The organism is Shewanella sp. CAL98-MNA-CIBAN-0140 (assembly GCF_040309905.1).
In the GTDB taxonomy this organism is placed as follows: Bacteria; Pseudomonadota; Gammaproteobacteria; order Enterobacterales; family Shewanellaceae; genus Shewanella; species Shewanella psychromarinicola.
This window is the reverse complement of sequence record NZ_JBEOPI010000034.1, coordinates 12,426-24,867: the sequence shown is the minus strand read 5'-3', so window position 1 is coordinate 24,867 and position 12,442 is coordinate 12,426. Positions and strand designations below refer to the sequence as shown.

The 12,442-nt window shown below is 41.9% G+C and carries 13 protein-coding genes; 3 read left to right on the top strand and 10 right to left on the bottom strand.

Translation table 11 applies throughout. From position 1 onward, the window contains the following. The first annotated feature begins 188 nt into the window (after nucleotides 1-188). Nucleotides 189-932: a fumarate reductase cytochrome b-556 subunit gene (locus tag AAEY93_RS16085; RefSeq protein WP_351078305.1), complete on the top strand. Its 744-nt coding sequence runs from the start codon at nucleotides 189-191 to the stop codon at nucleotides 930-932. A 469-nt stretch (nucleotides 933-1,401) separates the two neighbouring features. Here the strand turns inward: AAEY93_RS16085 and rho are convergent, their stop codons facing one another. Together rho and trxA are read right to left on the bottom strand one after the other, a co-directional pair. Next, nucleotides 1,402-2,664 carry a transcription termination factor Rho gene (gene rho, locus AAEY93_RS16080; RefSeq protein ID WP_101032971.1) on the bottom strand — a complete coding sequence of 421 codons (1,263 nt, stop codon included), beginning with the start codon at nucleotides 2,662-2,664 and terminating at the stop codon, nucleotides 1,402-1,404. Between the two features lie 223 nt (nucleotides 2,665-2,887). Continuing rightward, nucleotides 2,888-3,214 carry a thioredoxin TrxA gene (trxA, locus tag AAEY93_RS16075; RefSeq protein WP_101032970.1) on the bottom strand — a complete coding sequence of 109 codons (327 nt, stop codon included), beginning with the start codon at nucleotides 3,212-3,214 and terminating at the stop codon, nucleotides 2,888-2,890. A gap of 153 nt (nucleotides 3,215-3,367) precedes the next feature. Between trxA and rhlB the strand changes: the two genes are divergently transcribed. Both rhlB and AAEY93_RS16065 read left to right on the top strand, forming a co-directional pair. Further along, the gene (gene rhlB / locus AAEY93_RS16070; RefSeq protein ID WP_101032969.1) at nucleotides 3,368-4,672 is read left to right on the top strand and encodes an ATP-dependent RNA helicase RhlB; all 1,305 of its coding nucleotides are present in this window, start codon (nucleotides 3,368-3,370) and stop codon (nucleotides 4,670-4,672) included. A gap of 3 nt (nucleotides 4,673-4,675) precedes the next feature. Beyond that, nucleotides 4,676-5,617 (top strand): Ppx/GppA phosphatase family protein, encoded by a 942-nt coding sequence (locus AAEY93_RS16065; protein ID WP_101032968.1) that lies wholly within the window; start codon nucleotides 4,676-4,678, stop codon nucleotides 5,615-5,617. A gap of 81 nt (nucleotides 5,618-5,698) precedes the next feature. Here the strand turns inward: AAEY93_RS16065 and AAEY93_RS16060 are convergent, their stop codons facing one another. The 8 genes from AAEY93_RS16060 to tatA form a co-directional block, all read right to left on the bottom strand. Further along, the gene (locus tag AAEY93_RS16060) at nucleotides 5,699-6,250 is read right to left on the bottom strand and encodes a thioredoxin family protein (RefSeq protein WP_101032967.1); all 552 of its coding nucleotides are present in this window, start codon (nucleotides 6,248-6,250) and stop codon (nucleotides 5,699-5,701) included. Between the two features lie 366 nt (nucleotides 6,251-6,616). Continuing rightward, entirely contained in the window at nucleotides 6,617-7,627 is a 1,011-nt protein-coding gene (gene hemB / locus AAEY93_RS16055; RefSeq protein ID WP_101032966.1) for a porphobilinogen synthase, read from the bottom strand. A 14-nt stretch (nucleotides 7,628-7,641) separates the two neighbouring features. Continuing rightward, nucleotides 7,642-9,567 (bottom strand): sensor domain-containing diguanylate cyclase, encoded by a 1,926-nt coding sequence (locus AAEY93_RS16050; RefSeq protein WP_101032965.1) that lies wholly within the window; start codon nucleotides 9,565-9,567, stop codon nucleotides 7,642-7,644. After that, nucleotides 9,564-10,382, bottom strand: a complete 819-nt coding sequence (locus tag AAEY93_RS16045; protein WP_351078298.1) for a TatD family hydrolase — start codon at nucleotides 10,380-10,382, stop codon at nucleotides 9,564-9,566. The genes AAEY93_RS16050 and AAEY93_RS16045 overlap by 4 nt, the downstream gene beginning before the upstream one ends. A gap of 18 nt (nucleotides 10,383-10,400) precedes the next feature. Continuing rightward, nucleotides 10,401-10,934: a hypothetical protein gene (locus tag AAEY93_RS16040; protein WP_101032963.1), complete on the bottom strand. Its 534-nt coding sequence runs from the start codon at nucleotides 10,932-10,934 to the stop codon at nucleotides 10,401-10,403. A 51-nt stretch (nucleotides 10,935-10,985) separates the two neighbouring features. Beyond that, entirely contained in the window at nucleotides 10,986-11,732 is a 747-nt protein-coding gene (tatC, locus tag AAEY93_RS16035; protein ID WP_351078296.1) for a twin-arginine translocase subunit TatC, read from the bottom strand. 3 nt (nucleotides 11,733-11,735) lie between these two features. Continuing rightward, the gene (gene tatB / locus AAEY93_RS16030) at nucleotides 11,736-12,149 is read right to left on the bottom strand and encodes a Sec-independent protein translocase protein TatB (RefSeq protein WP_124014061.1); all 414 of its coding nucleotides are present in this window, start codon (nucleotides 12,147-12,149) and stop codon (nucleotides 11,736-11,738) included. 6 nt (nucleotides 12,150-12,155) lie between these two features. Then, nucleotides 12,156-12,431: a twin-arginine translocase TatA/TatE family subunit gene (tatA, locus tag AAEY93_RS16025; RefSeq protein ID WP_101032960.1), complete on the bottom strand. Its 276-nt coding sequence runs from the start codon at nucleotides 12,429-12,431 to the stop codon at nucleotides 12,156-12,158. Nucleotides 12,432-12,442: the final 11 nt, after the last annotated feature.

Here is a 12,442-nt window from a genome sequence, read left to right as displayed (position 1 = left end):
TAGTGACTATAGTTAGTTAAGTGTCAGTATTATTTGACTGTTTATTTGATTCTTTGTGTGATCGGCTTCTAACTCCAGCCTAATAGTAGGTGAGCATTATCACGGTTTGATTGTCGTTATTTGCAGCTATGCAACAACTCTTGATATGGTCAATGCTTGCTATTGTGCCTGACTGGAAGTGATGATTTATGGCTGCGAATTCTTTGCAAACTAAAGCCGGCAGTGGTGCCAATACTGCTAAAGGGTTTGCTAATCCCGTTTGGGCTGATCTAATAGATAAACTGCAAAGTCTATCTGGAGTGGTGCTTGGGCTTTTTTTAGTGATGCATCTGCAGTTTGAGTCGAGTCTTTTACTCGGTAAAGAAGCTTTTTATCAAGTGGCACAATTTATAGAAGGTGGCGTGTTCAGTGAAACCGATCATGGCTACTCTCTGTTGACGCAAATATTTTTCTGCTTTATATCATTAGTCGTCTCGATCCATGCGGTCCCAGCCTTGTGTCGTTTCCCTACTCAAATTGGACAATGGCGAGCTTTACGTAATCAAATGCGTTTTTTACCCCATGAAGAAACTAAAATCTGGTTTTGGCAAATGATCACTGGCTTTTTGTTGTTCTTTCTCGTCCCGATCCACTTTTTTACCATGATGACCCCCCCTGAGACTGGCCCGTATCTTTCTGCTGAGCGGGTATATCACTTTAATACATGGGCGTCATATGTGTTGTTATTGCCCATCGTCACGATTCATGCGGTGTTTGGTTTATATCGAGTAGTGGTGAAATGGGGTTTGGTTGCGCACCGTTTTGCCATGCTCAAGTTTGCTAAGATGCTGTTTGGCTATTTAATGCTGTTAGGGATGGCAAGTATGCTGGTTTATATTATTCTCGGCCGTTCTCTGGGGTTACCTGAGGTGCCATATGTGTCGACGTTATAGGCAATGAAGATTATTCATATCGTCATTCAGTCAGGCACAAGCGCGAATAAGAGCGAAAGCTGGTACACGGTAGCAAGCGGTAAAGCGAATCAATAGCGAATAAGAGCTAGGTGCTAGATCGCTTCGCTGCTAGATGCTATAGGAGCTAAAGCAGGTAAATGGTAGCTAGCGGTAGAATACGATATCAAGCGGTCAAAGCGATGAATAGCGATAGCAAACGGTAAAGAGACTAAGAGACTAAGAGCTAGGTGCTTACGAGCTAAAAGCTAAAGCTGAAAATCGATATCAAGCGATGATAGCGATCGCTTCGTTTACTGAAAAAACGAGATGCAGATTGATTTAATCGCTGGAAGCGTACTAGTAGGACGTAGTCCGCTGCAGTTTCTAGCTACAGCTTATTATTATTTAAACAAAAAAATGCCGCTAAAGTAGCGGCATTTTTGTAATGATTTGGCGATTCAGTAAATAATTACTTCGCGCGTTTCATTGCGGTAAAGAATTCTTCGTTCGTTTTGGTCATAGCCAACTTATCGATTAAGAATTCCATTGCAGATACCTCATCCATTGGATGAAGAATTTTGCGTAAAATCCACATTTTCTGAAGTTCTTCAGCTGTGGTTAATTTTTCTTCACGACGTGTACCTGAACGATTGAAATCAATCGCTGGGAACACACGCTTTTCTGCCGCCTTACGAGAAAGGTGTAACTCTTGATTACCTGTACCTTTAAATTCTTCGTAAATGACTTCGTCCATTTTCGAACCGGTATCAACAAGTGCGGTAGCGATAATAGTTAAACTGCCACCGTGTTCAATGTTACGTGCAGCACCGAAGAAACGCTTTGGACGGTGAAGTGCGTTGGCATCAACACCACCGGTAAGGACTTTACCTGATGATGGGATAACGGTGTTGTATGCACGAGCTAGACGGGTGATAGAGTCTAATAAAATGACTACGTCTTTTTTGTGCTCAACTAAGCGCTTGGCTTTTTCAATAACCATTTCAGCAACTTGAACGTGACGACTTGCTGGCTCATCAAAGGTTGAAGCAATAACTTCACCTTTAACCATGCGCTGCATTTCGGTCACTTCTTCAGGACGTTCGTCAATCAGTAATACCATCAACACCACATCCGGGTTGTTGTAAGTAATACTTTGAGCAATGCTTTGCAGTAATAATGTTTTACCGGCTTTTGGCGGCGCAACAATCAAACCACGTTGGCCTTTGCCTATCGGTGAACAAAGATCAAGGATACGCGAGGTGATGTCTTCTGTTGAACCATTACCACGTTCCATACGAAGACGTTCTTCAGCATGAAGTGGGGTTAAGTTTTCAAACAGGATTTTGTGGCGAGAGCTTTCTGGTTTATCAAAGTTGACTTCACTGACTTTTAAAAGTGCAAAGTATCTTTCGCCTTCTTTCGGCGGTCTGATTTTACCAAAAATACTGTCACCAGTACGCATGTTAAAACGGCGAATTTGGCTTGGTGAAACATAAATATCGTCAGGACCCGCAAGGTATGAGCCATCTGAACTTCTTAAAAATCCAAATCCGTCTTGGAGGATTTCTAATACACCGCCACCGAAAATGTCTTCTCCGCTTTTGGCGTGAGCTTTCAAAATAGAGAAGATGATATCTTGTTTACGGGTACGAGCCATATTTTCCAGATTCATGCTTTCAGCAAGAGAAACTAGATCCGAAATTGGCGTGTCTTTTAATTCTGTTAAATTCATGTATGGGAGTCTTGTGTTGCGCGACGAAGCTAACCGCAATCAATCAGTAGGATTGAAAAGATATTTTATGATTGATAAGCGAGAAGAGGTTAAGTTGAAAAGATCTGATGAATAAATTAGCACTATATACGTTGGGCGTCCACAAATTTAGGCTAAATATTATTTTAAAGCGGCACAAACTGTTTAAAACTTGTGCCGATTAACATTTTTAGGCTATTTCTACTTAGATTTTAGTGTCGATAAACTCTTTCAGTTGTGTCTTTGAAAGTGCGCCAACCTTGGTTGCCACTAGTTCGCCACCTTTGAACATTAACAATGTTGGAATACCGCGGACGCCGTATTTCGCTGGTGAAACGCTGTTTTGGTCTACGTTTAGTTTTGCCACGGTCAGTTTGCCTGCATACTCTTCAGCAACGTCGTTTAGGATTGGGGCAATCATTTTACAAGGACCACACCATTCCGCCCAGAAGTCGACTAATACGGGTGTTTCAGACTTTAATACGTCGTTTTCAAAGCTGTCATCGCTTAGGTATATAATTTTATCGCTCATGTTGTTCTCCGGATTTGGTTCCATTGCTAGTTTATTAATGGCTTACGATGTATATTGGGTCAGTTAAATAGCTTTTCAAGAGACCGTTTTAGTAATGTAGCTATTTCAAACGATCGAATCTTTTTTTGCAACCCCTACAGGTATGCTTGTGCTATGAGCCAAACACATTTATCGACCCAGAAATTCGCCGACTTCCCTTTAAAGCCCGAAGTACTAGCGGCGTTAAACGAGAACGGCTTTGAGTTTTGTACGCCAATACAGGCGTTATCTTTACCTATTTTACTTAATGCAAAGGATATTGCCGGACAAGCCCAAACAGGTACCGGTAAAACCATGGCCTTTTTAGTGGCCACATTTAACCATTTATTAACCGTTGCTGCACCTGAGGGGCGCAAAGCAACCGAACCTCGCGCTATTATTATGGCGCCAACACGCGAGTTAGCAATACAGATTGCTAAAGATGCCAACTTATTAGCGGCACATACAGGCTTAAGAGTCGGTATTGTTTACGGTGGCGAAAGCTATGAAACTCAACGCGCTGTATTGGATAAGGGTGTTGATATTTTAATTGGTACCACTGGACGTATTATCGATTACGTGCGTCAAGGTGTCATCAGTTTAAGCCACATTCAAGCCGTGGTGCTTGATGAAGCTGACCGTATGTTCGATCTGGGCTTTATTAAAGACATTCGCTTTTTATTCCGCAGAATGCCTGATGCTAAGTCACGCTTGAATATGCTGTTTTCTGCCACGCTGTCGATGAAAGTGCAGGAATTAGCTTATGATCATATGAATGATCCTGAGAAAGTTGAAATCGAACCGTTAGAAAAAACCTCTAAAAATATTAAAGAGGAGATTTTCTATCCGTCGATGGAAGATAAGATGCGATTATTATTGAGCTTAATCGAAGAAGATTGGCCTGATAAAGCAATTGTGTTTTCGAACACAAAACACAGCTGTGACAAATTGTGGTCTTATTTAGAAGGTGACGGTCATCGAGTCGGTTTATTAACTGGCGATGTACCACAAAAGAAGCGTATTCGTATTCTTGAGCAATTCACCTCTGGTGCTATCGACGTTTTAGTGGCAACAGATGTCGCCGCGCGCGGGTTACATATTTCTGACGTTTCACACGTGTATAACTATGATTTACCAGATGATTGTGAAGATTATGTTCATCGTATTGGTCGAACAGGTCGGGTGGGACAAAAAGGCGTTTCAATTAGTTTTGCTTGTGAAGAATACGCAATGAATTTACCTGAAATTGAAACCTTCATTAACCATTCGATTCCCGTTTCTAATTATGATCGTGATGCACTATTAGATGATATTCCGCCTCCGGCACGTATTCATCGTAAGCCTCCTACATCTCGTACGCGTGATGGCGGAAGTAAAGGTGCGCATCGAAGTGGTGGTAATACTTCGCGTCCACCACGTCATAGGACTCGTAGACCATAGTCAATGCCATTGCTAACTGTATCTCAACCCTATGCGGCGATAACGCTAGGCTCTAACAGTTTTAATATGTTGGTGGCTAATTCGGTAGGTAATAAACCGATTGTTATCGCTAAATATAAACGTAAAGTTCGCCTTGCCGAAGGTATTGGTGATGATGGCATTTTGTCTGAGCATGCTATGCAGCGTGGCTTAGCGTGTTTGGCTATGTTTGCTGACATGCTGGCGCAACATCATATTAATAGTGATAATGTGGCTGTATTTGCTACAGCTACCTTGCGGGTTATCCGTAATGCCGATGAATTTCACCAAAGAGCGATGCCTATTTTTCAGCATCAAATTGAGGTCATTTCGGGGTTGCGAGAAGCTGAGCTTATTTATCAAGGTATGGTTGCCACGACTAAAGGTAAGGGACGCCGTTTAGTTATTGATATTGGCGGCGCGAGTACCGAGTTTATTATCGGTGATGGGAGCCAGGTGCTGTTTAAAACCAGTTTGCCAATGGGCTGCGTGCTATTTAATCAACGATTTTTTAGTCAAGTGCCAGTTAACATCAGCGACTTTGAACAGGCTATAGATTACGTTAATACCATGTTGGCACCACATCGTCCTCAATTGCTCGACTTAGGTTGGCAAAGTGTTGTGGGGGCTTCTGGAGCCGTTCAGTCAGTGGTGTCGGTGTTACAGCATCGACAGCTCTCCGAGGTGATGACTCTAGATGTTTTGTATGCTTTTCGAGATGAAGTATTATCGCAATCGGATGCCAGACTTCGAGGGATTAAAGGCTTAAATGCCGAACAAGCGCCCACTTTTTCCGCGGGAGTGGCGATATTAATTGCGTTGTTTGAAAGTTTATCGATTAGTCGCTTACATCTTGCTGGTGGTGCACTTCGCGAAGGCGTGTTGCAACTGCTAGCCGATCGTATTGCTGCATCAGCCAGAGGTTGAATGCAAGATAATATAATGGCCGTAATTGAATAAAAAAAGGTCGCACTTATGCGACCTTTTTTATGCTTAAACGATTAACCATTACTGTAATATTTTGACTAAATCGGCTTCTAAACTGACCGTAGGTCGTTCAACAATACGGCCCATTTCTTTGCCTTGTTGATGCACAATAAAGGTTGGAATTCGGCTGAATGCATATTTTGCCGCAAGCCCTTCAGGATCCTGCTTATTGCGATCGACGCCAATGTATTCAACTTCAATGTTGGGATTGGCTACGGTTTCAATAATTCGCATAAAGTGCGGTGTTTCTCGATGGCAATCAGGACACCAAGTGCCAATGATAACCACAATTTTTGTCGGTTCTTTGATTGCCTTAAGTACATCAATTGCACTTGCATCAACTTGATAGTTAGCAAAGCCTTCAGCATAGCCTGGCAATTCACTCGCTATCGTTTGTGATTGGATCACGCCGGTTAAAATCACTTCTTGTTTCTCCTCGCTGCATGTGGCAATAAAGCCTTGTTGATCTTTTTCAAACGCGCAACCTGCATTTGCAGATACGACCATAGGTAACATTTGAGTACTGAAAAAGAGTGCGGTTGTTGCCAATAAAGTTCTAACGCTATTGTTCATGATAATGTCTCATTTAAGAAGTGAAGACTGTACTGTAAGGCATACTCAGTATGGAGTAATAAATACTTTTAAAACAGCTATTTGCATCTCTTTTGCGCAATCCATTGACCTGTTGTCGGGTCATTTTGCCTTGTTAGCAAAACGAATGACAAGTTTGATATGAAATAGGTCAAATATTGTGATTTTAGCTTGCTTACTCCACCCCGTAACCCAATTTGAGGTTAAGTATTCAAGCATGCTTAAACCTGAGTGTTAAGGGGACATGTTTGATGATGCAAACTAGATCACGTTAATGAGCCGATAGTGGTACAAGATGAAAAAGCCAATCCGATAGAGATTGGCTTTAGCAGAACTTAAACGGTTGAATTACTTTTGCTCTTTCAGCCACTGTGCTGCACGTTTAGCAAAGTAGGTCAGAATACCGTCTGCCCCAGCGCGTTTAAAGCAAAGTAATGATTCCATCACGATGGCTTTTTCGGCTAACCAACCGTTTTGAATAGCGGCCATGTGCATGGCGTATTCACCGCTGACTTGATAAGCAAATGTGGGTACGGCTAATTCTGTTTTGACCCGGTGTACTATGTCTAAATAAGGCATACCAGGCTTAACCATCACCATGTCAGCTCCTTCTTGGATGTCTAATGCGACTTCATGCAATGCTTCGTCGCTATTAGCGGGATCCATTTGGTAGCTGTGTTTATTGCCGCCTTTTAAATTGCTAGTTGAGCCGACTGCATCACGGAAAGGACCATAATAGTTTGATGAATATTTAGCCGAGTAAGCCATAATCTGGGTATTAACAAAGCCATTTTCTTCAAGGGCTTGGCGAATTGCACCAATACGACCGTCCATCATGTCTGATGGCGCGACAATATCTGCACCCGCAGCAGCATGTGATAGGGCCTGTTTAACTAAAACCTCAGTGGTGATGTCATTTAGGATATAGCCAGTATCATCGATGATACCGTCTTGGCCGTGAGTGGTATATGGATCTAAGGCTACATCAGTCATGATACCAAGCTGCGGGAATGCTTGCTTTAATTCGCGTACAGCACGCTGTACCAAGCCATCGGGATTATAAGACTCTTCAGCAAGTAAGCTTTTCTTATCGACAGGTGTAACGGGAAATAGTGCGATAAGCGGAATGCCTAGTTCAACAAGTTCGGCGGCTTCTTTTATCAATAAATCAACCGAGAAACGCTCAATACCTGGCATTGAGGCGATTTTTTCTGAGCGTTGAAAACCTTCTAAGACAAACATCGGATAAATAAGATCGTTAACCGTTAAGGTATTTTCAGACATTAAACGACGGCTAAATTCATGTTTACGCATGCGGCGCATTCTGCGCTGTGGGAAGGCACTGGTAATAATATTCACTTTCGACTCCTGGTTTAGATCTGGTCTGTTTCGAGCTGGTAAGAGCAGACTTTATTTCGGCCGCTGCGTTTAGCTTGGTACAGGGCTTTATCTGCTTGTTCTAGTAATAATAATGGATGTTGATCACTGTCTATAATCGCCTCGCTCACACCAATACTGACCGTCATTGATATCGTGTGCCCATTATGGACAACGGCGAGTTCGCTAATGGAACGGCGAATTTTCTCTGCAACGAGTAAGGCGCCTTCTTTATCAGTGCAAGGTAAAATAATAGCAAACTCTTCACCGCCAAAACGTGATACGAGATCCGTTGGACGCTTTAAATATTCACTCAGTGTATTCGCAATCGCTTGTATTGTGAAGTCACCGGTAAGATGACCATATTGATCATTAATATCCTTAAATTTATCGATATCAATCATTAACAAGGACATTGGTGACTGCTGACGACGACTAATACGACCTTCGGCGATTAAGCGTCGGTCAAAAGCACTGCGGTTTTTTACACCTGTCAGGCCATCAATGGTATTTTGTTCCGTCAACTTTTGGTTGGCCTCATTGAGCTCACGTAAGGTCATCTCTAATTCCAAGGTGCGCTCTTGTACCATCTGCTCAAGTTTTTCATTATTTTCGGCTTCACTTCGCAGGGCTTCTTCGCGAGTTTCACGAAGTCGTTGAGCTTGTGCTAATGCCTGTTGTTGGATTTTAAATTTGGCCTTACGTTCGTCATTGTAGCGCAAGGCGAGCACTGCAGCCATGGTGAGCACTTCAAAGGTGAGTCCTATCATGATGGGCGTTTGTGGCGACATATCGGGGGTGAATAAGCCGATATAAATTAATCCGGTAATAATGCAACCAATCATTAATCCCATACGACCTATGGCATATAAAGGTGCATTTCGTTGGCCACCAAAGGCTTGAATTAATGAGAAAGCCATTAAAATGGTACAGATAGTTAACACCACAAAAGCCAATATGTATAACGCAGAGCTGTAATTAATAAACGGCATAATGACCGTTAAACTGAAACAAAGTACAGCCATGATACGACAAAGGTATAGCATTTTTAAATTATGATATTTGAGCTGCAATACTTTTTCAGTAAACATCAATGAACATCCCAGTGTAAGTGGGATCACAATGATAAAAATATATTGTTGCATAAAGGGCCATTGAGGCCACAAATACCGAAAGGAGACGCCATACAGAGACGCCGTCAATAATGTTAACCCCAGTACATAACCGCTGTAATAACTGTAACTATATGATGTAGATGCAAGTGCGATAAATAAACTGAACAGACAAATAGCGAGTAATAATCCTATTTGCATGCCATTAAATAAGTTTTTAGTTTCAGTAATTTGAGTCAGGTCATTGGATGACCACAATACCAGAGGTAGCCTAATACTGCCTTTACTGTCTATTTTGATGTAAAAAGTGTGGGTTTCACCTGGCTTAAACTGGACAGGATATAAAAAAATATTACTTTGTAATGGACGGTGTTTAAACGCAAGTGTGTCACCCATTATTTCTGTGCTGACGAGATCACCATCAATCATATGGTATATTTTGATACTGTCGAGCAAAGGGTTGTCTAAAGCAATAATGCGTGACAAATGGTCATTGGGGTTAAATATACTAAAACTCAGCCAATAATTTTCAATGCCTATCTTGTATGGTTGTTTAGGGTTGAGTTTTTGCCAGGTATTTCCAGGTTGTTGTAATAATCTGGCTAACGTTTCAATATCATCACTTTTGTTGGCGTAAACCCAGTCTTGCAGTTCAATTTTGCTAATCGAATCCGACGTGAGCCTCAGTGGCATAGTGGTTAATGTATCAGCCCAATTGCTGTGGCTAATCAAGATTAAACACATCCCAATTAATACCCTTGGCTTATATCGATTAAGTTTGCGCAAAACCTCAGCTATTATGGTGTTCATAAATGGCTGCTCAGGTGTTTATTTGCGGGTAATTGGAAAAAATCACGACTATTTTTATAGCATGCTTGCGCTAATGATGTAGGCGATTGCTGGCGTAAATTTGCCATATACTCAACAATATAAGGTAAGTATTGAGGTAAGTTTTTACTCGATTTAGGTTTTGGTCGCATACTGCGCGGTAGTAAATAGGGACTATCTGTCTCTACCATTATACGGTGGTCGGGGATCAATGGTACTAGTCGTGCTAGTTCTTGTCCTCGGCGCTCATCGCAAACCCACCCTGTAATACCGATATGCAAATCAGCCGCTAAGCATTCGATTAACTCATCTTTACTGCCAGTAAAACAGTGTAATAAGGCATTAGGGAGTAGAGCTCTGTACTCATTTACAATGGCAATGAAGTCCGCATGTGCTTCACGACAATGCATCAGCACTGGCATATTGAGTTCACAAGCCAGCTCTAATTGCGCTGCAAATACTTTTCTTTGGGCCGGACGCGGTGAAAAATCGCGATTATAATCAAGCCCACATTCACCAATAGCAACCACAGTGTCTTGCCGAGCGAGTTGTGTTAAACGCGTTTTGCTGTGTTCGTTCCAAGACGATGCATGGTGTGGATGAATACCTGTGGTGCAGTAGAGCTGTTGTGGATATTGTTGGCAGGTGGTTATTGCTTCGGCACTTTCATTGAGATCGCTGCCAATAACAATTAACGGCGAAACATGGTGTTTCGCCGCGTCATTGATAATAGTGTCAATGTCGTGCTTAAGTCTGTCACTAAGCAGATTAACTGCAATATCGATGTATTGAGTCATGAGATCAAAGTGCTGTAGTTACTTTAATCGTCTAACTCGGGTCGTCGCATTACGATCATCAGTGCCTAGTAGAAATGAATTCAAGGCACCGGTTTCAATAAAGATGCGTTGACCTTTATCGACTTTATAACGCTCAGGACTACTTTGTTTCCAAACTTGACCATTAGTAAAGGTGATGATTAATTCGCCATATGGCGCTTTTTTAACTGCAGATACTTCAAAATAAACTTTATCGACTTCATCTTCTACCACTTTCGTTTTTAAGCCAAAATCATCAACACTGAGTACTTGAGGGCTTGCAACTAATGGTGCTACAACATTAGGTGTAGCTGGCGGTTTTGGTACCTCTGATGGAGCAACCTTAGTTGTATTTGTCGTCGTCATTATATGAGCGCTAGGTTTAGCATTAGCGGCTAACTCGTCATAACAAATTAGCCGCTCGAGCTTGTCCGTTTTAGCGGCACAGTTAGACAATTGCTGACCAAGATTAGTATTGGCATATGCATTAGCCGACATCAATATGATCCCAGCAACAATTAAACTTAAACGCATTTATTCTTCCTTATTATTTGCTTCTTAGCCCGTAGAGGCTTCCTTTATCGCTTAATCATCAGCTTTTTCATTTTCTTGCTCGTCTTCTTTTTTGCTGTAAAAACGTGCGGCTATTAGGCCACCTTCAAACAATAACAACATTGGTATTGCTAGCATAGTTTGCGAGATGATATCGGGTGGCGTCAGTATCATGCCAACAACAAAAGCTCCTACAACAATATACGGACGTTTCTGGCGTAACTCATCTGGTGTGGTGACACCCGCCCAGCAGAGTAAAACCACGGCTACGGGGATTTCAAAGGCTAAACCAAAAGCAAAAAACAGTTTTAGAATAAAACTTAAATAACTGCTGATATCAGTAGCGACTTCAACACCGTCAGGGACTACGCTGGTAAAAAACCCAAAAACAACAGGGAAAACAATATAGTATGCGAAGGCAATTCCAAGATAAAACAGCAGGGTACTGCTGGCTAATAAGGGAAAAACCAAACGTTTTTCATGTTTGTATAACCCAGGTGCAACAAAAGACCACACTTGGTAAAGTACATAGGGAATTGCAATGAAGAATGCCAACACGAGTGTTAGCTTGAACGGTGCAAAAAAGGGAGCTGCAACATCAGTTGCAATCATACTGCCCGTTTCAGGTAGAGATCGCATCAATGGTAGGGCGATATAGTGATAAATATCATTAGCCCAATAAACCATAGTAATAAAGACGATTAACACACTGCCAATGGCTTTGAGCAATTTGTTGCGTAATTCAAGCAAATGGCTAATAAGCGGTTTCTGTTGCGACATGAATTACCCGTTAGATTTAGGAGTTGAACTGCTTTCGCTGGTCATTTCGGATGACTTAGCTTCTGCGACAGAAGGAGACTTGTCAGGTGATGATTTTGGCGCCACAGGGGATGTGTCTTCAACTTTGTACGGTCGATTCACAGACTCAGCGGCTTTCTTCAACTGATCAATTGACTCTTGTAACTCGGGAGACAAATTGGCTAAACCTTTGCTTTCAGCTTTTTTTAAATCAGCATGTAACTGATCAATTTTAAGCTCTTGTTCAAGTTCATCTTTGACAGAGTTAGCCATGCGCTTAAGCGCGCGGATCCAACCTGTTATTGAACGTACTGCAACCGGAAGTCTTTCGGGGCCAAGTACTACTAGCCCCAAAATACCGATCAGCAGCAGCTCCATAAAGCCGATACCGTCAAACATAATAAATTACGCCTGTTTATCTTTAGATTCAGGTTGCTTTTCTGCAGCCTGTTGCGAAGTCGCTGCAGTCTGATCATTGCCTTCTAATGATTTATTTTCATCTTCTAATGATTTCTTATCATCGTCTAATGATTTATTTTCATCTTCTGGAGTCATGGCGTTTTTAAAGCCTTTTACTGCTCCACCTAAATCACCGCCCAAAGAACGCAATTTCTTAGTACCAAATAATAAAATGACAATTAACGCTACAATTAGAAGCTGCCAAATACTGATGCCGCCCATGAAGATTATCC

Coding starts and splice junctions, on each gene's coding strand:
- AAEY93_RS16045 (WP_351078298.1), bottom strand. CDS start 10,382: ATGACTCAATACATCGATATTGCAGTTAATCTGCTTAGTGACAGACTT.
- AAEY93_RS16040 (WP_101032963.1), bottom strand. CDS start 10,934: ATGCGTTTAAGTTTAATTGTTGCTGGGATCATATTGATGTCGGCTAAT.
- AAEY93_RS16065 (WP_101032968.1), top strand. CDS start 4,676: ATGCCATTGCTAACTGTATCTCAACCCTATGCGGCGATAACGCTAGGC.
- AAEY93_RS16085 (WP_351078305.1), top strand. CDS start 189: ATGGCTGCGAATTCTTTGCAAACTAAAGCCGGCAGTGGTGCCAATACT.
- trxA (WP_101032970.1), bottom strand. CDS start 3,214: ATGAGCGATAAAATTATATACCTAAGCGATGACAGCTTTGAAAACGAC.
- tatA (WP_101032960.1), bottom strand. CDS start 12,431: ATGGGCGGCATCAGTATTTGGCAGCTTCTAATTGTAGCGTTAATTGTC.
- tatC (WP_351078296.1), bottom strand. CDS start 11,732: ATGTCGCAACAGAAACCGCTTATTAGCCATTTGCTTGAATTACGCAAC.
- AAEY93_RS16060 (WP_101032967.1), bottom strand. CDS start 6,250: ATGAACAATAGCGTTAGAACTTTATTGGCAACAACCGCACTCTTTTTC.
- tatB (WP_124014061.1), bottom strand. CDS start 12,149: ATGTTTGACGGTATCGGCTTTATGGAGCTGCTGCTGATCGGTATTTTG.
- rhlB (WP_101032969.1), top strand. CDS start 3,368: ATGAGCCAAACACATTTATCGACCCAGAAATTCGCCGACTTCCCTTTA.
- AAEY93_RS16050 (WP_101032965.1), bottom strand. CDS start 9,567: ATGAACACCATAATAGCTGAGGTTTTGCGCAAACTTAATCGATATAAG.
- rho (WP_101032971.1), bottom strand. CDS start 2,664: ATGAATTTAACAGAATTAAAAGACACGCCAATTTCGGATCTAGTTTCT.